Here is a 19,927-nt window from a genome sequence, read left to right on the forward strand (position 1 = left end):
ATCGCCTCAGTGCCCGCCAGCGACCGGCCGCGCCTTCGGTGTGAACGGCGGCTTGGCCAGCCAGATCACCAGCATCAGGCCGATGAAGATCCAGCCCAGCGCGTGGAACACCTCGTTGAACGAGATCTGGTAGCTCTGCTGGGTGATCATGCCGTTGATCACGCTGCCGCCCAGTTGCGGATCGCCGTGGCCCAGCTGCTGCATCGCGGCCTGGCTGACCGGGCTGTAGGGCGTGATGTGCTCGGCCAGCTGCTCGTGGTGGTTCACCGCGCCGCGGGTCCACATCAGCGTGGTGATCGAGGCGGAGAAACTGCCGCCCAGCGTGCGCAGGAAGGTCGACAGCCCGGAACCGGCGGCGATCTCGTCCTGCTGCAGGTCCGACAGCAGGATGGTCAGCGTCGGCATGAAGAACAGCGCCACGCCCAGGCCCTGCAGCAGCTGCACCATCGCCACGTGGTAGAAGTCGATCTGCAGGTAGAAGTCCGCGCGCATGAAGCAGGTCGCGCCCATCACCAGGAATGACGCCGCGGCGAGCAGGCGCAGGTCCATGCGGGTGGCGTACTTGCCCACGAAGAAGGTCAGCAGCACCGGGATCACGCCCAGCGGCGCGGTGGCGAAGCCGGCCCAGGTGGCGGTGTAGCCCAGGTTCTGCTGCAGCCACAGCGGCACCAGCAGCGCGATGGCGAAAAACGCTGCGTAGCCCAGCACCATCGCCACCGTGCCGGTGGTGAAGTTGCGGTGGCGGAACAGCTTCAGGTCCACGATCGGGTCGGGGTCGGTCAGCTCCCAGATCAGGAAGATCGCGATCGCGATGGCCGAGATGATGCTGGCCACGATGATGAAGTTGGAGTTGAACCAGTCCGCGTCGTTGCCCTTGTCCAGCACGATCTGCAGCGCGCCCACGCCGATGATCAGCGTGATCAGGCCGACGTAGTCGATGCGCGGGCGCTCGGTCTTCTCGACCTTGCCGCGCAGCTGGTTGGCCACCACCACGCTGGCGAAGATGCCGATCGGCAGGTTGATGAAGAAGATCCACGGCCACGAATAGTTCTCGGTGATCCAGCCGCCGAGGATCGGTCCGGCGATCGGCGCCACCACCGTCACCATCGCCAGCAGGGCCAGCGCCATGCCGCGCTTGGCCGGCGGGTAGATGCTGATCAGCAGGCTCTGCGTGATCGGGTACATCGGGCCGGCCACCGCGCCCTGCAGCGCGCGGAACACCAGCAGCATGCCCATGCTTTGCGACACGCCGCACATGAACGAGGAGGCCACGAACAGCAGCGTGCACGCGGTGAACAGGCGCACCTCGCCGAAGCGGCGGGTGAGGAAGCCGGTCAGCGGCAGCGAGATCGCCATGCTCACCGCGAACGAGGTGATCACCCAGGTGCTCTGGTCGTTGCTGACGCCGAGGTTGCCGGCAATCGTCGGCAGCGAGACGTTGGCGATCGTGGTGTCCAGCACCTGCATGAAGGTGGCCAGCGACAGGCCGACCGTGCTAAGTGCCAGGTTGGGTGGGCGGAATGCGGTGGTCATGGCCGTATCAGTCGGTGGGACGGGAGGTCCCTCTCCCACCGGGAGAGGGTGCCCGAAGGGCGGGTGAGGGTACGGGCGGAGCGCGTCGTCGCGGTCTCCGCCGAACCCTCTCCCCAACCCCTCTCACCCGCAAGGGGACTTCCTTCGGTCGCCGGGAGGGAGAGGGGCGATATCGCGTCATTTTTCGCCGGCCATGTTGGCGTGGATGATCTCCTTGATCGCCGCATCCGCCTTGGCCAGCTGCTGCTTGTAGATGTCGGTGCTGAAGGCGGGTTGCGAGGGCGCGCGCTGCGCCAGCGTGGGGCCGCTGCGGTCATGCAGGTTGACGTCCACGTTGAGCGACATGCCCAGCCGCAACGGGTGCTGCTCCAACTGCTTCGGGTCGGTGAACACCACCCGCACCGGGATGCGCTGCACGATCTTGATCCAGTTGCCGGTGGCGTTCTGCGCCGGCAGCAGCGAGAACGCGCTGCCGGTGCCGATGCCCAGGCTCTCCACCTTGCCGGTGTAGCTCACCGCGCCGCCGTAGACGTCCGATTCGATCTCCACCGGCTGGCCGATGCGCATGTCGGTGAGCTGGGTCTCCTTGAAATTGGCGTCGATCCACACCTGGTGCAGCGGCACCACCGCCATCAGCGGCGTGCCGGGCTGCACGCGCTGGCCGACCTGCACCGAGCGTTTGGCCACATAGCCGTCCACCGGCGCCAGCAACTGCGTGCGCGCGTCGGCGAGGTAGGCGGCGCGCAGCTGGGCCGCCGCCACCTGCACGTCCGGGTGCGAGGCGACCACGGTGTCGTCGACCAGCACCTTGCTGGTCTGGTACTGCTGCTGCGCCGTGATGAGGGCGTTCTGCGCGGTGGTCAGCGCGTCGCGGGCATGCGCCAGTTCCTCGGTCGAGATCGCGCCGGACTTGGCCAGCGCCACGCGCCGCTCGTAGTCGGAGCGCGCCTTCGCCACCGCCGTCTGGCTGGCGGCGACGTCGGCGTGTGCGCCGCTGACGCTGGAGTACAGGCCGCGCACCTTGCGCACGGTCAGCGCCAGGTTGGCCTTCGCCTCGGCCAGGGCCACGTCGGCATCGCTGGGATCGAGTTTCACCAGCACGTCGCCGGCGTGCACCAGGTTGCCGTCGTCGGCGCCGATGCTGACCACGGTGCCGGGCACCTGCGGGGTGATCTGCACCACGTTGCCGTTGACGTAGGCGTCGTCGGTGCTCTCGTACCAGCGGCCTTCGAGGAAGTACCAGAGGCCCCAGCCAATGGCGGCGAGCAGCACTACCACGCCGAGCGCGCGCAGCAGCGCGCCGCGGGATTTCTTCGGCGCCGGCAGCGGCGGCCTGGACTCGGCCTTGCTCTCGTTCGAGTCGGATGAGGGTTGAGCAGACATGGGGGAAGCCTCAGCGATGCGCAAAAGTGGAAGATGACGGTGCCGGCGCGCCGGCCTGCGGCGGGTAGCCGTCGCGGGGTGCCTGATCCTGCGGGCGGTATCCACCGCGGGGTGCTTGATTCTGCGGGCGGTATCCACCGCGGGGTGCTTGACTCTGGGGGCGGTATCCACCGCCCAAGGCCTGGATCAACTGGATCGAACGGTCGACCTGTTGCGCCTGCAGCGCGGCCACGCCGCGGTCGGCGGCCAGCAGCTGCTGGCGCACGCTGAGCGCTTCCAGGTAGCTGCCCACACCGGCCTGGTAACGCTGCAGCGCGAGATCCCACGCCTGCCGCGCGGCGGCCTGCGCGCGTTGCTGGGCGGCGAGTTGCCGCTGCAGCGACTGCGTCGCCGAGACGTCGTCGGCGACCTCGTTCACCGCGCCGACCAGGGTCTGGTTGTACTGCGCCACGGCCAGGTCGTACTGGGCGTCCTTGGCCGAAAGGTTGGCGCGCAGCCGGCCGCCGTCGAAGATCGGCAGGCTCAGCGAGGGGCCGAGCTGGTAGAAGCGCGCCGGCAGGGTGAACGGGTTGCCGCCGCCGAGCCGGAGCACGCCGGCCATCGCGCCGATGCTGATGTTGGGCAGGAACTCGGTCTTGGCCGCCTTGATGTCCTTGCCCGCGGCCTCGACCCGCCAGCGCGCGGCGACCAGGTCGGCGCGATGGCCGATCAGTTCCAGCGGCAGATTCTCCGGCACCGCCAGCTCGGCCGGCGCCAGCACCTGTGGACGGGTGATCTCGTCGCCGCGATCCGGGCCTTTGCCGAGCAGCACGGACAGCGCGGAGCGCGCAGCATCCACCGCGCGATCGGCCAGCGCGGCTGCCTGCTCATCCGTGGCCACTTCGGCCTCGGCCTGCTTCAGCACGATGCGGTTGTCGATGCCGGCGGCCACGCGCTGCGCGGTGAGCTGCTGCGACTGTTGCGCGCGTTTCAGCTCGCCGGCGGCCAGGTCCTGCTGGGCGAAGGCATAACCGAGTTGCGCATAGGCGCGGGCCACGTTGCCGGACAGTTCGATGCGCGCGGCGCGGGCCTCGACCTCGGCGGCACGCGACGCGCCCAGCGCGGCTTCCCACGCGGCGCGCTTGCCGCCCCACAGATCCAGGCCCCACTTGAAGCTGCCATAGGCGTAGCTGGCCAGGTTGAAGTGGCCGCCGCCGGCATCGGCGGGCATCACCGTGGTCGGGATGCGCGCGCCGGAAACGCTGGCGCCGGCATTCACGCTGGGGCGGCGCGCGGTGTCGGCCAGGCCGGCGGCCGCCTGCGCCGCGCGGGCGCGCGCATCGGCCACGGCCAGGCCGGGGTTGTCGGCCAGCGCTTCGCGGATCAGCCGGTCGAGCTGCGGGTCGCCCAGTGCGCTCCACCAGTCGCTTTCGGGCCAGGCGGCCGCGATGTCGTTCGCGCCGAGATGGTGCGCGGCTTTCAGCGAGGCGGGGTCGAGCGGCGCGCCGTTCGGATGCAGGCCGCCGCTGCTGGCGCAGGCGGCCAGCGCGAGGGTCAGGGCGGTGGCAGCCGCAAGGTGATGCAGACGCATACGTGGGGGGCTCCGAGGGGGAGGGTCAGTTCTTGTCGCGAAGGGCGTGCAGCACGCGCTCCAGGTAGTCGTGCAACCGGGCCTGTTCGGCCTCGTCCAGCGAGCGCTGGGCGGCATTCAGCACGCGTTCGTTGCAGTCGGTCAGCTGCTGCCAGATCGCCTGGCCCGACTCGGTCAGCTCGATCCGCAACGCGCGGCGATCCTGTTCATGCGGGCAGCGGCGCAGGTAGCCCTTGCGTTCGAGCTGGTCGAGCTGGCGGGTCATCGCGCCGCCGTCCAGTTCGACCGAGCGGGCCAGCTCGCTGGCCGACATCGGGCCGAGCCTCGCCAACCGCTTGAGGATCAGGAACTGGGTGAAGCGCAGGTTCACGTTCTGCGCGGCCAGCTCGGCTTCCATCGCCCGCACGATCTCCGCGCGCACCAGCCCGAGCAGGATGCCCAGGCTTTCTTTCGGGGTGGCAAAGGCGAGCGACTCGGTATTCATGGCCGCGCATTCTATTGCCTCAAGTATATTTGTCAAGGCAAATATGTGCTGGAATGCTTTTGCCTTGGCAAGATGTCAGGCGGCACGCACCCGCTGGGCCTGCAGCTCGTCGCGCACCAGCGCGTGCAGCGCCGGATCGCGGAGGGTGAACAGTTCGAATACGCCCAGCGCCTGCAGGATCGGCAGTTGTGCCAGCAGGCGCGGTTCGGCTTCGCGGCGCACCGATTCCGGGGTGGCCGGATCCAGCATCAACTGGGCATGGATCACGAAATCGGTGAGCGCATCGATGCGTGGGGCATGGACGGGGGTGGGGACGGGGAGTAACGACATGTCGATCTCCTGCATGGGTTGGCACAAGGACGTCGGCGGGTGCCGCGTCGTGACAGGCTGCAAGACAGCGCGGCGGGCGTGGCGGCTGGGAGGTGCGCCGCGGACGGGCGTGACCGCATCGCCGGCGTCACGGTCACGTGTGGGCACATGACTTGGGGGACAGGCGACATTAGGTCGCTGCGACGTAGCATGGGAAGGCAGTCCCCACTGCTGGTACTCCCACTACCCGTTCCGGATCGCCCATGAAAGCATCCATGCAACGCACCGAGCTGAAGGCCTTCCTGCGCACGCGGCGTGCCGCGCTCACGCCCGAGGCGGCGGGTCTGCCGCGGGGTTCGCGCCGGCTGACGCCGGGACTGCGCCGCGAGGAAGTGGCGGCGCTGGCCGAGGTCGGCGTCACCTGGTACACGTGGCTGGAGCAGGGCCGTGCAATCAACGTATCGGCGGCGGCGCTGACCCGGATCGCCCGCGCGCTGTCGCTGTCGCCGACCGACGAGGCCTACCTGTTCGCCCTGATGGGGCTGTCGCGCACCGACGTGCCGGAACATCACTTCAGCCTGCCGCCGGTGATGCACGAGGTGCTGCGGATGTACCAGGCGCCGGCCTTCGTGCTGGACACGGTGTTCAACGTGCTGGCCTGGAACCGCATGGCCGAGTGCCTGTACGACTTCGGCGAGTTCGACGGCCCGTTCGCCGACAACCACCTGTGGAACGCGTTCATGAATCCGGCGCGGCGGCGGCTGTATCCGGATTTCGAGAACGGCGCGCTGAACCTGCTCGGCATGTTCCGCATGAACCAGGCGGCGCATCCGGAAGACCCGCGCTTCGCCCGGCTGACCGAGGCGCTGGCCGAGGCCAGCACGGAGTTCGTCGAACTCTGGCAGCGCTGCCACACCGCGCCGCTGAGCGCGATCGTGGTGCCGTTCTTCCATCGCGAGTTCGGCGACCTCAGCATCCATTCGATGCGCCTGCCGATCCGCGACAGCGACCACGTCGATCGCGCCACCGCGTTCTTCTTCGCGCCGGCGAATGCCGAGACCGCGGCGAGCTTCGCGCGCGTCGCCCGGCGCCTCGCGGCGGAGCAGGCCGCGCAATCGGCGTGATGCGGCGACCGTTGCCGCAGGGGCCATAATCTCCGTGATCCCGATTTCACCGCGAGGAGACGGACATGCCAAGCCCCGACGTGCGGGCGTTCTTCGACCAGGCCAGCCATACCTTCAGCTACGTGGCCTGGGACCCGGCCACCCGAAGGGCCGCCGTGCTCGATGCGGTGCTCGATTACGAGGCGGCCTCCGGGCGCACCGGCCACGCCGCCGCCGATGCCGTCATTGCGTTCGTGCGCGCCGAGGGGCTGACGCTCGATTGGGTGATCGACACCCACGTGCATGCCGACCACCTGTCGGCGGCGTCCTACGTGCAAGCTCAGCTGGGCGGCAAGCTGGCGATCGGCGAGCACATCCGCGAGGTGCAGGATACGTTCGGCGCGCTGTTCAACGCCGGCGACGGGTTCGCCCGCGACGGCAGCCAGTTCGACCACCTGTTCACCGATGGCGAGCGCTATCGGGTAGGCGGGATCGAGGCGCAGGCGATCCACACGCCGGGGCACACGCCGGCGTGCATGACCCACCTGATCGGCGACGCGGCGTTTGTCGGCGACACGCTGTTCATGCCCGACTACGGCACCGCACGCTGCGACTTCCCCGGCGGCGACGCGGCTACGCTGTACCGCTCGATCCGGCGCATCTTCGCGCTGCCGGAGGCCACCCGGATCTTCCTGTGCCACGACTACAAGGCCCCCGGCCGCGACGAGTTCGCGCACCAGACCACGGTGGCGGCCGAACGCCAGGGCAACATCCACGTGCATGACGGCATCGGCGAGGAGGAGTTCGTCGCCATGCGCCGCGCGCGCGATGCCACGCTGAAGGTGCCGCAACTGCTGCTGCCGGCGGTGCAGGTGAACATGCGCGCCGGCCAGTTGCCGCCGGCCGAGGACAATGGCGTGCGCTATCTGAAAATCCCGCTGGACGCGCTGTAGGCGTCCATCCCTTCCTACGGAGCATTGCATGCAGATCCATCCGCTTGCCGGTGCGCTGAGCGTCAGCGCGCAAATCGACGTCGACGACATCGCGGAACTCGCCGCGCAGGGTTTTCGCGGCATCGTCAACAACCGCCCCGACGGCGAGGAACCCGGCCAGCCGGACAATGCCACGCTGGAATCGGCGGCGCGTACCGCCGGCCTGGCCTGGCGGCATATCCCGGTGGCGGGCATGCCGTTCGCGCCGGCCGCCCTGCACGAATTCAGCGCGGCGCTGGAGGAACTACCCGGCCCGCTGCTGGCGTTCTGCCGCAGCGGCACGCGCAGCAGCGCGCTGTGGGCGATGCAGGCGCCGGGCACGGCCGACGAGATCCTGGCCACGGCGCGCGCGGCGGGCTACGACCTGTCGATGCTGCGGCCGTGGCTGGGCTGACGCCTTGAGGCGCCGCCGCGCGCGGCGCGACTGACTCGCGTGCCGCTTGCGGCACAATGCGCGCTGTTTGTCGCGGGAGGGTCGGATGTTCTTCGTGCTGTTGAGCGTGTTGTGCAGCGTGGCGGTGTCGGTGCTGCTGAAGCTGGCGCGGCGCTGGCGCATCGACGTGGGCCAGGCGATCGCCTGGAACTACGTGGCCACCAGCGCGCTCACCGCGCTGCTGCTGCAGCCGTCGCCGGCAAGCCTGCGCGGCGGCGAGGTGCCGTGGCTGGCACTGGTTGCGCTGGGCGTCCTGCTGCCCACGATCTTCCTCGCGCTGGCCGCGGCGGTGCGCCACGCCGGCATCGTGCGCAGCGATGCGGCGCAGCGGCTGTCGCTGCTGCTCTCCCTGCTGGCCGCGTTCGTGCTGTTCGGCGAGCAACTCTCCGCGTTCAAGCTCGGCGGCATCGCGCTGGGCCTGCTTGCCCTGCTGGGCATGGTCTGGCGCAGCGAACGCTCGCCGGCCGATCCCGGCGCGGCCGGCTGGCTGTATCCGCTGCTGGTGTTCGCCGGCTTCGGCGTGATCGACATCCTGTTCAAGCGCGTGGCCCTCGCCGGCGTGGCGCTGGGTACCTCGCTGCAGGCGATGTTCGCGCTCGCCCTGCTGGTCGCCTTCGCCATGCAGTTGTGGCGGCGCGCCCGCGGCACCACCCGTTTCACCGCCCGCAGCGCGGCGGCCGGCCTGCTGCTGGGGCTGGCCAACTTCGGCAACATCCTGTTCTACCTGCGCGGCCACCGCGCCTTGCCCGACCACCCGGCGCTGGTCTTCGCCAGCATGAACATCGGCGTGGTGGCACTGGGCGCGCTGGTCGGCCTGCTGCTGTTCCGCGAACGGCTGAGCCGGCTCAACCTCGCCGGCGTGGCGCTGGCGGCGGTGGCGATCGGGGTGCTGGCGCGCGGTTGACGGGTCGCCTGCCTGTCGACTTTGCCTATCGGCCGGCCACCGGGTCGGCCGGATCATCGACGCCGCTTCATCTCGCGCTCGCGAGTCGGGCGAACGCACCCGGTGAGGCATTTTCGAAGCGGTCCAGCAGCAGTTTCACGAAGGCGGCCACGCGGGCGCTCAGGTGGCGATGCGAGGGGTACAGGGCCCAGACTTCGACCGGACGTCCGGCGAGCACGCCCCAGTCGAGCAGCCGGCCCGCATCGATGTCGGCCTGCACCAGCGAGCGCGGCATCGCGGCGGCGCCCACGCCGGCGAGCACCGCATCGTGGATCATCGCCATCGACGACAGACGCAGCACCGTATGCGTGGCGATGCGGCGCACGCTGCGTGCGCGACTGAGCTGCCAGGTCGCATCGGGCGGCGTGCGCGACAACGTGATCGCGGGCACCACGGCGTCACTTCTTCCCGCTGGCCGCAGCAGTGACGGCGTGGCCACGACCACCATCACGTCGCGCAGGAAGCAGCGGCCGGCCAAGTCGGTCGAGGGGTCGGGGTTGGCGCGGATGATCAGGTCGAAATCGTCATCCACCGGATCGACGAAGCGATCCTCGGTGACCACTTCCAGCTGCACCTGGGGGTAGGCGAGCGCGTAGTCCGCGGCGATGCGGCCCAGGCCGCGCTGGCCGAACAGCACCGGCGCGCTGATGCGCAGACGGCCGCGTGGCGTGCCGATGCTCCCGCGCAACGCCTCGCCCACTTCGTCGATGTGTTCCAGCAGCGACTGCGTCCGTTCCTGCAGCTCGCGTCCCTCCGGCGTCAGCCGGAGCGTGTGGCCGCCGCGCTCGAACAGGCGAACGCCCAGCGCATCCTCCAGCTGGCGTACCCGTCGCGACAGCGTGGCCTTGGGTCGGCCGGTGGCCCGGGCGGCGCGGCCGAAGCCGCCGTGTCGCGCCACGTCGTTGAAATCGGCCAGGGCGAGCAGATCCACGGGTGTTCCATGAGCGAGACGGGATGTCCAGATTATGCGGCTATCGGGACGCTTCGTGAAACATCAGGATGGCGCTGTCCACCACCTCGAAGGAGATCCCCATGAACATTCTCGTCACCGGCAGCACCGGCACCATCGGCAGCCTCGTCGTCCGCGGCCTGGCCGCACAGGGCGCCAGCGTCCATGCGCTGACGCGCAACCCGGACCAGGCGTCGTTCCCCGACGGCGTCATCGCGGTCAAGGGCGACATGACCGACATTCCCTCCATGCGTGCCGCACTGAAGGAGGCCGACACGCTGTTCCTGCTCAACGCCGTGGTTGCCGATGAAGTGACCCAGGCCATCGGCACGCTGAGCCTGGCGCGCGAGGCCGGCATCAAACGCATCGTGTATCTGTCGGTGCTCAACAGCGACAGATACACCGACGTGCCGCATTTCACCGGCAAATACACGGTGGAGCGGATGATCGAGCAGTTCGACCTGCCGGCGACCGTGCTGCGCCCGTCCTACTTCATGCAGAACGACGCGATGCTTCGCGACGGCCTGTTGCAACAGGGCCGCTACGGCATGCCCATCGGCAGTGTCGGCGTGGCGATGGTCGACGTGCGCGACATCGCCGAGGTCGCGGTGGCCGCGCTGCTGCGTCGCGCGCGAGCGGCGGCGCCGCTGCCGCGCGAGGTGATCGAGATCAGCGGGCCGGACGTGCTGACCGGCGATGCGCTGGCGACGATCTGGTCCGGCGTGCTCGGCAGGCCGGTGACGCCTGCGGGCAGCGACCTTGATGCCTGGGAGGCTTTCATGGCCGGCCTGATGCCGTCCTGGGCAGCCCATGACCTGCGCCTGATGCTGGCGCGGTTCCATGTCGACGGCATGCTCGGCAAACCTGGCGCGGCGGAAATCCTCACTGGCCTGCTCGGGCATCCGCCGCGCCGTTACCGCGATCTTGCCGTCGAACTGGCCGCGGCCTGGCAGGCGGGGTAAGCGCATGGGCGACGGGCGAACGGCGCGGACACACGGGGCGCCATCCGCGCCCCGTTCCGCGTGAACCTCATGGCGTGCGCGATCCCGCATACGCCGCCACCGCAATCATGTCGTCGACGGTCAGCTGCGAGGCTTCCAGCCGCATCGGCGCGGCGGCGGGATTCGAACGCTGGCCAGCGCGGAACAGGAGCAGCTCGCGCACGATGTAGGTCGGCGAGCGTCCGGCCAGCGGCGGGACGGCGTCGGTGCCCTGCAGCCTGGCGCCGTGGCAGGACTCGCATGCTGGCGCCGCGCCGCTGCCGTTGGCCGCGATCGCCGCGCCACGCGCGATGCTGCCGGGCGGCACGTAGGCGACATAGCGGGTGCGGCCGCTGCCGTGTCGATAGTCGTCGAAAGACTCCGGTACCTCGACGATGCGCTCGCCCAGCGGTTCGCGCGCGCCATCCTGGTCCGGCACCTGCACGAAATCCATCCAGTGGGTCTTCGGCACGTTCGCGCTTTCGACCACGCGCGTATGCGGCACGAACTTCAGCCGCGAAAAATAGCCGGCGGCGAGCTGCAGATCGTCGTCGCTGAGGCTGCGCGCCTCGTCGGCCATGTCCTGCGTGGTGCGCGGCGCGCTCGCCCCGCGCTGGCCGTGCCGGAACGCGGCCACCTGTTCGAGGATGTAGCCCTTCGGCAAACCCATGATCTGCGCAGTCGCGGGAACGCCGGCGCCATTCACCATGTGGCATTCCGCGCACGGCCATGGCCAGCCGGGCCGGCGATCGACGGTGACGATCGGTGGCGCGGCCGAATGGTCCTGCGGGAACCAGTCGGGAACGAAGTGCTCGACGTCCAGTTGCGCCTGCGTGTAACGGCGCGTGCTGCCCGCCACGTGAATGATTCTGGCCGGGTCGGACTTCGGCGCGTGCGGGTCCGGCGGCGGAAATCGCGGAAACGCCCATGCCTCGGCCGCGCCAATCTCCGCGTCTGGCGATTCCCGGCTGACCGGAGCGTGGGTCGCGACCGCCGGGAACACCTGGCACAGAAGAGCGGTGGTGATGAGCGTCGTCCACTTCCTGCCTTCGATTCGCATGTCGTTCCCCTTGCCGGTTGAAAAACTCCACGCTGCGCCGGCGTGAGCTGGCGCTATCGGTCACAAAGCCGGGCGGCCGGGTTCATGAGCAAACAAATGCCTGCGCACCGGGGGCCGGCGTGGGCTTGCACAGGTCCGGCCAGCCGTACTGCTTCCAGTACGCGAGCATGCCGAGGCGTTGCGCAAAGCCCTGGAAGGCGGGATCGCGGCGCGCCTTCCGCGACCACGGTTCCGGCTGCCACAGCCAGTTCAGGTAGGCATCGGACAGGCCGCTGTGGCCGTGCTCATACAGATCGAATGAACGCGCCGGTGCGCCGAGTTGCAGCAGCATGGTCGGCGCCCAATTGTCATCGGCGTGCGTGGCGACGATCTGCAATGCGGCCTGGCGTTGTGCGGCATCGCCGTAGGTGCCGCGGTAGATCTCCTGCAAATCCGCGCGGGAAATCTTCGTGCCCATCTCGCTGGTGGAGCTTGCGAAGTCCCGCGCGGAAGCCTGCACGTCGCCGTGCGCGGCATCGTAGAACTCCAGCATCAACGCGCCGAACGCCGAATCCGCCACGCCGGCGCGATGGACGTAGGCCAGCGCGCCGGCCTGATCGCCTTCGCGCCAGCGCAGCATGCTCTTGTAGAACAGCAGCAGGGGATTGGCCGGATCGTCGACGAGCGCCGCATCGATGCGCGCCTCTGCGGTGCGGGTGCGGCCCATCGCGGCGAACTCGTTGGCGGCCCAGTAGTTGACCGCGGAGTTCTCCGGCGCCAGCTTCAGCGCCCGCTGCATCGGTTCCACCATGGCCGTGTAGTGGCGCTGCGAAAACTGGTTGTAGCTGAGCGCGGCATAGGCTTCCGCATCGCCCGGATCGAGCGCCAATGCACGATGGGCGGCATCGTCGGATGTCTTCCAGCTCGCGTTCCAGTCACCGGCCACATATTGCGGCAGCACCGCGTTGGCCACGGCGAGCTTGGACCAGGCGCGCGCGAAGCCCGGATCGAGTGTCGTCGCCTGCTGCAACAAGACAATCGCGCGCGGCAGGCTGTCGCCCACGCGGCGATTCACCAGTTCCTGCGCGGTGATGAAATCCGCGTACGCGTCCGCGCTGCGGGTGGCCACCGGCACCAGCCGCGTGTTGCCGACATCGCCCAGCACTACTTTCAGGTGCTCGGTGATCGCCCGGGCGATCCGCTCCTGCAGGTCGAAGATGTTGTCCAGGTTGCCGTCGTAACTCTGCGACCATGCCTCGAAACCGTCGCGGGTGCGGATCAGTTGCACGCTGATCCGCACCGCCTGGCCCTGCGTGCGCACCGAACCTTCCAGCACGTTGGCCACATCCAGCGCCTTGCCGATCGTGCGCAGGTCGGCATTGTGGTCGCCGTAATAGAACGAGGAGGCGCGCCCGGCGACGCGCAGATCCTGCACGCGCGCCAGCGCATTCAACAGTTCCTCGGCCATGCCGGCGGAGAAATAGCCGTGATCGTGGGCGGGACTCAAATCCTCGAACGGCAGCACGGCGATGGATTTTGCCGGAACGATGAGCCCCGGATCGTCGCCCAATCCCGCGCCCTTGCGCCATACAAACGTATTTGTCAGCAGCAGCACGACCGCGACCAGCAGCACGCCGATGATCCACTTGTCCAGCTTGCGGCCAGTGGCGTGCGCGATGGAATCGCCCGCCGCGATCTCGCTCTCGCGCCTCAGGCCTTCAGGCGTGAATTCATAGAACCACGCGAACGCGATCCAGAACGGGAACCCGATGGCCGCCGCAATCAGGAACCACCGCGTCGCCCAGTCCGGCAACCCGACCGCCGGGCTGAACTGCGACAGGCCCTGCCCGAACGCCCACACCGTGCCCGCGTAGAGCATGGCCGCGCGCCATACGTTGCGGCGCTTGAGTTCGGCGAATAGCGACGACCGGGCGCTCATGGCGTGGCGGATTTCCATGGGGTGTAGGGCAGGTCGATCTTCCTGAGCATCGCCTTGAAGCGAGGATCGTCGCGGATCGGATCGAACGCCGGATACCACAACAGTTGCGGCGTCGTGCTGTCGCCGTTCAGCGCGAATTCGTCGAGCATGGCCAGGGCGCGCTCATTCTGGCCAAGCGCGACGAGGAACACGGCATGCACGATGGCGTCATGGCGAAGGTTGTCCAGTGCAGGGGAAGTCTCCAGGGACTCGACCGCACTCGCACGCAAATGCGGATCGGCGATGCCGCGTACCAACAGCGCACTGACATCGGAATGACGCGGGCTCGACAGGCGCATCTGCCGTTCCGCTTCGGGGTAACGATGCGAGGACAGATACACCCACACCGCGATGCGATGTTCCAGCACGCCATTGGGATGCGCGGCCAGGGTGCCCTCGATCTGCTTCAAGGCCTCATCGTTGCGATGCAACGCGAACAGGAGCTGCGCGCGCACCGCGCCACTGACGCCGGAAAGCGGATCGCGCTGCAGCGCGCGCTCGATCTCGGCCAGGGCGGGTACGAGCTGCCCGGCTGCGTACAGGAACTGCGCGTATTGATCCATCGCCTCGGCGTCACCCGGCGCCAGCGCCAGCGCGCGACGGAACACGCGATCGGCCTCGGCCCAATGCATCTGGTTGGTGTAGACGATGCCCTGCGCGACATACGCCAACGCCACATCGGGATTCAGCGCAAGCGCATGTTGCGCGGCGGCCAGCGAATCGGCATCGGCGGTCTGCATCGACACCGGCATGTATGCCGGCAGTAACGCATGCGCTTCGGCCAGCGATGCCCAGGCTTGCGCGTAATCCGGGTCAATCGCCACGGCCTGCCGGAACGCATCAACGGCTTCCCCCACCGAACGTGCGGCCAGCAAGGTGAGCCCGCGCAGATAGGCATCGTGTGCGCGCGGATCACCGGTTTTTTGCGGAACCAGCGACTGGCCGCTCCCGCCCGCCAACTGCACCTTCAGCTTGTCGGCAATCGCCTGGGAGATTTCATCCTCGACCGCGAAGATGCTGGTCAACTTGCGATCGTATTTCTCCGACCACAGGTGGTAGCCGCTGCGCGTGTCGATCAGCTGCGCGGTAATGCGCACCTCGTCGCCGGACTTCTGCACGCTGCCTTCCAGCACGGTGGCGACGTCCAGCACGTCGCCGACCTTGCGCAAGTCCTCGGCCTTGCCCTTGAACGCAAAAGCGGACGTGCGCGCGGCGACCTTCAGGTGCGGCAACTGCGCCAGCGCGTCCAGGATTTCCTCGGTGATGCCGTCGCTGAAGTAGTCGTTTTTCGGATCTCCGCTCATGTTGACGAACGGCAGCACCGCGATGGACTTGGCGGGCAGTGTTGGCGCGAGTGATGCGCTCGCGGATGGCCCGGCCGTCGGCGGGTTGGCGCGAACCGTCGACGTGGATGCTGCCGCGACACCCTGCATCGGCTGCCTGGCGTCGTGCTGGAAATGCCACCAGCCAAGTCCCGCGATGGCGGCGACCAGCACGCCGATCAGGCCGACCGCGACGCCGGCGTGGCGCGCCGGTGATGGCGCCATCGAATCGGTGCCAATGGTGCCGTCCGTGCGCACGATACCTCGGGGCGTGGCATCGAATGCCCATGCCAGCACCAGCGCGATCGGGAAGCCGAGCAGGATCAGCAGTACCACCGCCTGATCGATCCAGTCCGGCAGGTGGAACACCGGCAGCACCTGCGTCGCCACCTGGATCAGCAGCCAGCCGACAATGGCATACGCAGCCGCCACGCGATACACGTGGCGGCGCCTGATCTCTCGCCAGAATCCCCGCTGGGCCATGGGCATGCGCCGAGTCGCGAAAGCGCGTCGTCCCTGCCCGTTCCGCGGCGGCATTCTGGCATAGATCGCGGGGCTTTCCGCTGCCTTCGGCCAGTCCGTGGCCGCGGCTTTTGCAGCCACGCAAGTTCCTGCGCAATGACTTCTGGCGGATGAAGGCCGGCCGGGGTGGAGCCTAAGCTCGGCGCTTCGCCTGCCGGATGCCAGCCCATGCGCAAACTTCCCCTCGCCGCGGTGCTTGCCGCGCTGCTGCTCACCTCGACGGCCTTTGCCGGCACGGACAAGAAGGACGACAAGGCGACCCCCGAGTCGAAACCCGACGCGGCGCTGGTGCAGCCGCAGTCCTCGACCAGCGAGGGGTCGGTGTCGGTCGAGGGCAAGCGGGTCGACTACAAGGCGGTGGCCGGCACGCTGGTGCTGCACGGCAGCGGCGACAAGGAGGACGAGCCGCAGGTCAGCATGTTCTACGTCGCCTATTTCAAGAAGGGCGTCGATGCCGGCAAGCGACCGGTCACCTTCATCTACAACGGCGGTCCCGGCTCGGCCACGGTGTGGCTGCACATGGGCGCGTTCGGGCCCAGGCGGGTGGTCACCAGCGACGACACGCACACGCCGGCGGCGCCGTACCAGCTGGTCAACAACGACTACAGCCTGCTCGATGCCTCCGACGTGGTGTTCATCGATGCGCCCGGCGCGGGCTTCAGCCGGCTGATCGCGAACGACGAGGACAAGGCCAAGCGCGAGGAGCAGATGAAGGACCGGCGCAAGGCGATCTACGGCGTCGACGGCGACGCGCATGCCTTTGCCCAGTTCATCACCCGCTTCCTGTCGAAGTACGACCGCTGGAACTCGCCGAAGTACCTGTTCGGCGAAAGCTACGGCACCACCCGCTCGGCGGTGCTGGCCAACATCCTGGAGAACGAGGACAGCGTCGACTTGAACGGCGTGATCCTGCTCTCGCAGATCCTCAATTTCGACACCAGCATCGACGGGCCGGAGTTCAATCCGGGCGTCGACCTGCCGTATGAGCTGGCGTTGCCGACCTTCGCCGCCACCGCGTTCTACCACCACAAGTTGCCGCAGCAGCCGGCCGCGCTGGAGCCGTTCCTGCGCGAGGTGGAGCAGTACGCGCTGGGCGAGTACGCGCAGGCGCTGATGGCCGGCTCGCGGCTGCCCGAGGCGCGCAAGCAGGCGGTGGCGGAGAAACTGCACCAGTACACCGGGCTGCCGGTGGCGTACCTGCTGAAGGCGAACCTGCGCGTCAGCGGCGGCATGTTCGAGCACGAGCTCCAGGCGGGCGACGACACCACCACCGGCCGGCTCGACACGCGCTTCTCCGGCCCGACGATCGATCCGCTGGGCAAGGCTTCCGAATACGATCCGCAATCCTCGGCGATCAGCTCGGCCTACGTGTCCGCGTTCAACGACTACGTGCGGCGCGAGCTGAAGTTCGGCCAGGGCCGACAGTACCGGCTGTTTGCCGACATCGACCATTGGGACTTTTCGCACAAGGCGCCGGGCGTCCAGGGCGAGGCGCTGCAATCCTCGACCAACGTGATGCCGGACCTGGCGATGGCGATGAAGACCAATCCGGGTCTCAAGGTCTACCTCAACGGCGGCTACTACGATCTGGCCACGCCCTACTTCGCCGCCGACTACGAGATGCACCACCTGCCGATCCCGGCCAGCCTCGAAGCCAACATCAGCTATGCGTGGTATCCGTCCGGCCACATGGTGTACGCGCACGCGCCGTCGCTGAAGCTGCTGCACGACAACGTCGCCCGCTTCATCGAGCAGACCGACAACGTGAAGTAATCGCCCGCCCTGGGGGCGATGGCCGGCTGTTCAGCGCCGTGAGGTGGTGTGCCGCGGCGCGGTGGAACCGCGCACGACCAGTTCCGGGCTGAAGCCCTCGTTGGTGCCTTGCGCCGGCTCGCCGTGGGCGGCGCGCTGCAGGTCGCCGATCAGGCGTTGCGCGGCGTGGCGGGCGATCTCCTCGGTGGCCTGGCGGGCGGTGGTCAATGCCGGCCAGGACTGCTTGGAGAACGGGCTGTCCTCGAAGCCGGCGATGGAGAGCTCGTACGGCACGTTGATGCCGTCCGAGTGCGCCGCGGCCAGCACGCCGGCGGCGATCTCGTCGTTGGAGCCGAAGATCGCGGTGGGCCGGTCCTTCAGCGCCAGCAGCTTGCGCGCGCCGCGGAAGCCGTCGTCGAAGGTGAAATCGCCGGGCAGGATCAGCTTGCGGTCGAGCGCGATGCCGTAATCCTTCAGCGCATCCTCGTAGCCCTGGTAGCGCTCCGGGCTGGAGCGGTGCTCGCGCCCGCCCCACAGGAAGCCGATGCGCTGGTGGCCGAGCTGGATCAGGTGTTCGGTGATCGCGTAAGCCGCGTCGCGGTCGTCCACGTAGACGCAGGGGTAGCCATCCTGCGGGTCCTTGCGCGCGGAGATGATGCGGATGAACGGAATCCCGGCGTCGCTCAACGCCTGGATCAGCGCGGGCTGCTCGGACATCGGCGGCGCCAGCACCAGCCCGGCCAGGTGCGAGCGACGCACCAGCGTGCACAGCTCCTCGGCCAGCGTCGGCGAGGAGGAATCGCAGGGGTGGATCTGCAGGCCGAAGCCGCTGGAGCGGCACACCGACAGCACGCCGCGCTGCAGGTTGATGATGTAGTGCGCGTTCGGGTTGTCGTAGACCAGGCCGATCGCATAGGCACGCGTGCTGCGCAGGCTGCGCGCGGTGGGGTCGGGCTGGTAGCCGAGCGCGTCGATCGCCTGCTGCACCCGCTCGCGCGTGCGCGCATGCACCGAGGGCTCGTTGTTGATGACGCGCGACACCGTCTTCAGCGAGACGCCTGCCCGTTCCGCGACATCCTTGATGGTGGCGCTGCGCACCGCTGGACCTCGTGCATCGTGAGTGGGGCGCCGGCAGCGCCATGTGCCGACACCGCCGCACAGCCGGTGTGCGGCGGCGTGTGCATCCTAGCGTATGGCCCCGGGACTGGCGAACGGCGCGATCACGGTGCCGCGCGCCGCTGGCCCACGCGGTGGCCGGCCAGTCCGAAGTACAGGATGTACAGGTAGCACGGCACCATCAGCACGGTGAAGGCGAGCTGGAAGTCGATGTGCTGCTTCAGGTGCACGAACAGCTGCGGCACCACCGCGCCGCCGGCGATCGCCATGATCAGCAGCGCCGAACCGCGCTCGGTGAGGTCGCCCAGGCCCTTGATCGCCAGCGGAAAGATCGCCGGCCACATCATCGCGTTGGCGAAGCCCAGCGCGGCGACGAAGCCGACCGAGACGTAGCCGTTCGTGAGGTAGGCGCCGATCGAGAACAGCACGCCGAGCACCGCCGATACCGCGAGGTAACGCTGCTGCGAGATGTAGCGCGGGATCAGCACCAGGCCGACCAGGTAGCCGGCCAGCATGCCGCTCAGGGTGAACGCGGTGAAGACCTTGGTGCGGTCCAGCGGCAGGTGGAAGCCGGCGCCGTAGGTGCCGATCGCGTCGCCGGCCATCACCTCCACGCCGACGTAGAGGAACAGGCACAGCACGCCCAGCCACAGGTGCGGAAAGCTGAAGATGCTGCCGTGCCCGTGGCCGATCGCGCGCTCGCTGTTGGCGCCTTCCGGCGTGATCTCCGGCAGCGACGAACGCGCGATCCAGATCGCCAGCACCACCAGCAGGCCGGCCATCACCATGTACGGCGTGTGCACCTTGCCGGCGAAGGCGTTCAGCAGCGCCTCGCGCGCCTCGACGGTGGGCGCCGCGGCAACCTGCTCGCCGAAGCTGCCGATGCCGCTGAGCACCAGCGCGCCGAACACGAACGGCGCCAGCACGCCGGCCACCTTGTTGCAAATGCCCATGAACGCGATGCGCTGCGCGGCGCTGTCGATCGGGCCAAGGATGCTGATGTACGGGTTCGATGCGGTCTGCAGCAAGGACAGCCCGGCACCGATCACGAACAGCCCGGTCAGCGCACCGGCGAACACGCGCAGGCTGACGAACTGGCCGAACAGCACGGCGCCGACCGCCATCACGAACAGGCCCAGCGCCATGCCTTTCTTCATGCCGGTGCGGCGCAGGATCATCGAGGCGGGCAGCGAGAACACCAGGTAGGAAATGTAGAACGCGAACGGCACCAGGAACGCATAGGCGTCCTCGACCTGGAACGCCAGCTTGACGAAGGTGATCAGCGGACCGTTGAGCCAGGTCACGAAGCCGAAGATGAAAAACAGCAGGCCGATGATCAGCATCGGCCCGAGTTGCTGCTGCCGGGACGGCGCGGCCGCCAGTGTGGTGCTCATGGTGGTGGATCTCCCCGGGTGCCGTGTCGCTGCGGCCGGCTGGCCGTGCTGACAGGAATGTCTCCTTATTCCGCAAAAAGTGCAACGTTGTCAATCGACGCCGGCGACGGGACATCGCTGCGGCG

17 protein-coding genes are annotated in these 19,927 nt (G+C 68.5%); 6 read left to right on the forward strand and 11 right to left on the reverse strand.

Annotated features, from left to right (window positions below; all coding sequences use genetic code 11):
• Positions 1-6: 6 nt before the first annotated feature.
• The 5 genes from ACVCMI_RS02280 to ACVCMI_RS02300 form a co-directional block, all read right to left on the reverse strand.
• The gene (locus ACVCMI_RS02280; RefSeq protein WP_447097597.1) at positions 7-1,533 is read right to left on the reverse strand and encodes a DHA2 family efflux MFS transporter permease subunit; all 1,527 of its coding nucleotides are present in this window, start codon (positions 1,531-1,533) and stop codon (positions 7-9) included.
• Between the two features lie 177 nt (positions 1,534-1,710).
• Positions 1,711-2,916, reverse strand: a complete 1,206-nt coding sequence (locus ACVCMI_RS02285; protein ID WP_447097596.1) for an HlyD family efflux transporter periplasmic adaptor subunit — start codon at positions 2,914-2,916, stop codon at positions 1,711-1,713.
• 10 nt (positions 2,917-2,926) lie between these two features.
• Positions 2,927-4,486 (reverse strand): efflux transporter outer membrane subunit, encoded by a 1,560-nt coding sequence (locus ACVCMI_RS02290; RefSeq protein WP_447097595.1) that lies wholly within the window; start codon positions 4,484-4,486, stop codon positions 2,927-2,929.
• A gap of 25 nt (positions 4,487-4,511) precedes the next feature.
• The gene (locus ACVCMI_RS02295) at positions 4,512-4,970 is read right to left on the reverse strand and encodes a MarR family winged helix-turn-helix transcriptional regulator (protein ID WP_395120893.1); all 459 of its coding nucleotides are present in this window, start codon (positions 4,968-4,970) and stop codon (positions 4,512-4,514) included.
• Positions 4,971-5,045: 75 nt separating this feature from the next.
• Positions 5,046-5,300: a hypothetical protein gene (locus ACVCMI_RS02300; RefSeq protein ID WP_447097594.1), complete on the reverse strand. Its 255-nt coding sequence runs from the start codon at positions 5,298-5,300 to the stop codon at positions 5,046-5,048.
• A 242-nt stretch (positions 5,301-5,542) separates the two neighbouring features.
• Here ACVCMI_RS02300 and ACVCMI_RS02305 point away from each other — a divergent pair, with 242 nt between their 5' ends.
• The 4 genes from ACVCMI_RS02305 to ACVCMI_RS02320 all read left to right on the forward strand — a co-directional run bounded on the left by ACVCMI_RS02305 (position 5,543) and on the right by ACVCMI_RS02320 (position 8,711).
• Positions 5,543-6,403: a helix-turn-helix transcriptional regulator gene (locus ACVCMI_RS02305; protein ID WP_395120895.1), complete on the forward strand. Its 861-nt coding sequence runs from the start codon at positions 5,543-5,545 to the stop codon at positions 6,401-6,403.
• 65 nt (positions 6,404-6,468) lie between these two features.
• Complete coding sequence (locus tag ACVCMI_RS02310) at positions 6,469-7,335, forward strand: MBL fold metallo-hydrolase (protein WP_447097593.1); 867 nt, start codon at positions 6,469-6,471, stop codon at positions 7,333-7,335.
• A gap of 28 nt (positions 7,336-7,363) precedes the next feature.
• Positions 7,364-7,768 (forward strand): TIGR01244 family sulfur transferase, encoded by a 405-nt coding sequence (locus ACVCMI_RS02315; protein WP_447097592.1) that lies wholly within the window; start codon positions 7,364-7,366, stop codon positions 7,766-7,768.
• Positions 7,769-7,853: 85 nt separating this feature from the next.
• Positions 7,854-8,711: an EamA family transporter gene (locus tag ACVCMI_RS02320; RefSeq protein ID WP_447097591.1), complete on the forward strand. Its 858-nt coding sequence runs from the start codon at positions 7,854-7,856 to the stop codon at positions 8,709-8,711.
• A 67-nt stretch (positions 8,712-8,778) separates the two neighbouring features.
• Here the strand turns inward: ACVCMI_RS02320 and ACVCMI_RS02325 are convergent, their stop codons facing one another.
• A complete protein-coding gene (locus ACVCMI_RS02325; RefSeq protein WP_447097590.1) occupies positions 8,779-9,681 on the reverse strand; it encodes a LysR family transcriptional regulator in 903 nt (300 codons plus the stop codon).
• 101 nt (positions 9,682-9,782) lie between these two features.
• Between ACVCMI_RS02325 and ACVCMI_RS02330 the strand changes: the two genes are divergently transcribed.
• The gene (locus ACVCMI_RS02330) at positions 9,783-10,661 is read left to right on the forward strand and encodes an NmrA family NAD(P)-binding protein (protein ID WP_447097589.1); all 879 of its coding nucleotides are present in this window, start codon (positions 9,783-9,785) and stop codon (positions 10,659-10,661) included.
• Between the two features lie 67 nt (positions 10,662-10,728).
• On the opposite strand, the gene ACVCMI_RS02335 is transcribed toward ACVCMI_RS02330, so the two are convergent.
• The 3 genes from ACVCMI_RS02335 to ACVCMI_RS02345 all read right to left on the reverse strand — a co-directional run bounded on the left by ACVCMI_RS02335 (position 10,729) and on the right by ACVCMI_RS02345 (position 15,501).
• Positions 10,729-11,538: a c-type cytochrome gene (locus ACVCMI_RS02335; protein WP_447097588.1), complete on the reverse strand. Its 810-nt coding sequence runs from the start codon at positions 11,536-11,538 to the stop codon at positions 10,729-10,731.
• A gap of 283 nt (positions 11,539-11,821) precedes the next feature.
• Entirely contained in the window at positions 11,822-13,657 is a 1,836-nt protein-coding gene (locus ACVCMI_RS02340; RefSeq protein ID WP_447097587.1) for a tetratricopeptide repeat protein, read from the reverse strand.
• Positions 13,654-15,501, reverse strand: coding sequence for a tetratricopeptide repeat protein (locus tag ACVCMI_RS02345; protein ID WP_447097586.1), 1,848 nt, complete (start codon positions 15,499-15,501; stop codon positions 13,654-13,656). The genes ACVCMI_RS02340 and ACVCMI_RS02345 overlap by 4 nt, the downstream gene beginning before the upstream one ends.
• 207 nt (positions 15,502-15,708) lie before the next feature.
• Between ACVCMI_RS02345 and ACVCMI_RS02350 the strand changes: the two genes are divergently transcribed.
• Positions 15,709-17,313, forward strand: a complete 1,605-nt coding sequence (locus ACVCMI_RS02350) for a S10 family peptidase (protein ID WP_447097585.1) — start codon at positions 15,709-15,711, stop codon at positions 17,311-17,313.
• 30 nt (positions 17,314-17,343) lie between these two features.
• On the opposite strand, the gene ACVCMI_RS02355 is transcribed toward ACVCMI_RS02350, so the two are convergent.
• A complete protein-coding gene (locus tag ACVCMI_RS02355) occupies positions 17,344-18,390 on the reverse strand; it encodes a LacI family DNA-binding transcriptional regulator (protein ID WP_395120906.1) in 1,047 nt (348 codons plus the stop codon).
• A gap of 122 nt (positions 18,391-18,512) precedes the next feature.
• Positions 18,513-19,802 (reverse strand): sugar MFS transporter, encoded by a 1,290-nt coding sequence (locus ACVCMI_RS02360; RefSeq protein ID WP_447097584.1) that lies wholly within the window; start codon positions 19,800-19,802, stop codon positions 18,513-18,515.
• Positions 19,803-19,927: the final 125 nt, after the last annotated feature.

Source organism: Rhodanobacter sp. UC4448_H15 (genome assembly GCF_052978265.1).

Bases quoted from the DNA above. Each gene is read 5' to 3' on its own strand.
- ACVCMI_RS02340 (WP_447097587.1), bottom strand. From the start codon at position 13,657: ATGAGCGCCCGGTCGTCGCTATTCGCCGAACTCAAGCGCCGCAACGTA.
- ACVCMI_RS02280 (WP_447097597.1), bottom strand. From the start codon at position 1,533: ATGACCACCGCATTCCGCCCACCCAACCTGGCACTTAGCACGGTCGGC.
- ACVCMI_RS02285 (WP_447097596.1), bottom strand. From the start codon at position 2,916: ATGTCTGCTCAACCCTCATCCGACTCGAACGAGAGCAAGGCCGAGTCC.
- ACVCMI_RS02330 (WP_447097589.1), top strand. From the start codon at position 9,783: ATGAACATTCTCGTCACCGGCAGCACCGGCACCATCGGCAGCCTCGTC.
- ACVCMI_RS02345 (WP_447097586.1), bottom strand. From the start codon at position 15,501: ATGGCCCAGCGGGGATTCTGGCGAGAGATCAGGCGCCGCCACGTGTAT.
- ACVCMI_RS02305 (WP_395120895.1), top strand. From the start codon at position 5,543: ATGAAAGCATCCATGCAACGCACCGAGCTGAAGGCCTTCCTGCGCACG.
- ACVCMI_RS02315 (WP_447097592.1), top strand. From the start codon at position 7,364: ATGCAGATCCATCCGCTTGCCGGTGCGCTGAGCGTCAGCGCGCAAATC.
- ACVCMI_RS02310 (WP_447097593.1), top strand. From the start codon at position 6,469: ATGCCAAGCCCCGACGTGCGGGCGTTCTTCGACCAGGCCAGCCATACC.
- ACVCMI_RS02295 (WP_395120893.1), bottom strand. From the start codon at position 4,970: ATGAATACCGAGTCGCTCGCCTTTGCCACCCCGAAAGAAAGCCTGGGC.
- ACVCMI_RS02350 (WP_447097585.1), top strand. From the start codon at position 15,709: ATGCGCAAACTTCCCCTCGCCGCGGTGCTTGCCGCGCTGCTGCTCACC.
- ACVCMI_RS02320 (WP_447097591.1), top strand. From the start codon at position 7,854: ATGTTCTTCGTGCTGTTGAGCGTGTTGTGCAGCGTGGCGGTGTCGGTG.
- ACVCMI_RS02290 (WP_447097595.1), bottom strand. From the start codon at position 4,486: ATGCGTCTGCATCACCTTGCGGCTGCCACCGCCCTGACCCTCGCGCTG.
- ACVCMI_RS02360 (WP_447097584.1), bottom strand. From the start codon at position 19,802: ATGAGCACCACACTGGCGGCCGCGCCGTCCCGGCAGCAGCAACTCGGG.
- ACVCMI_RS02300 (WP_447097594.1), bottom strand. From the start codon at position 5,300: ATGTCGTTACTCCCCGTCCCCACCCCCGTCCATGCCCCACGCATCGAT.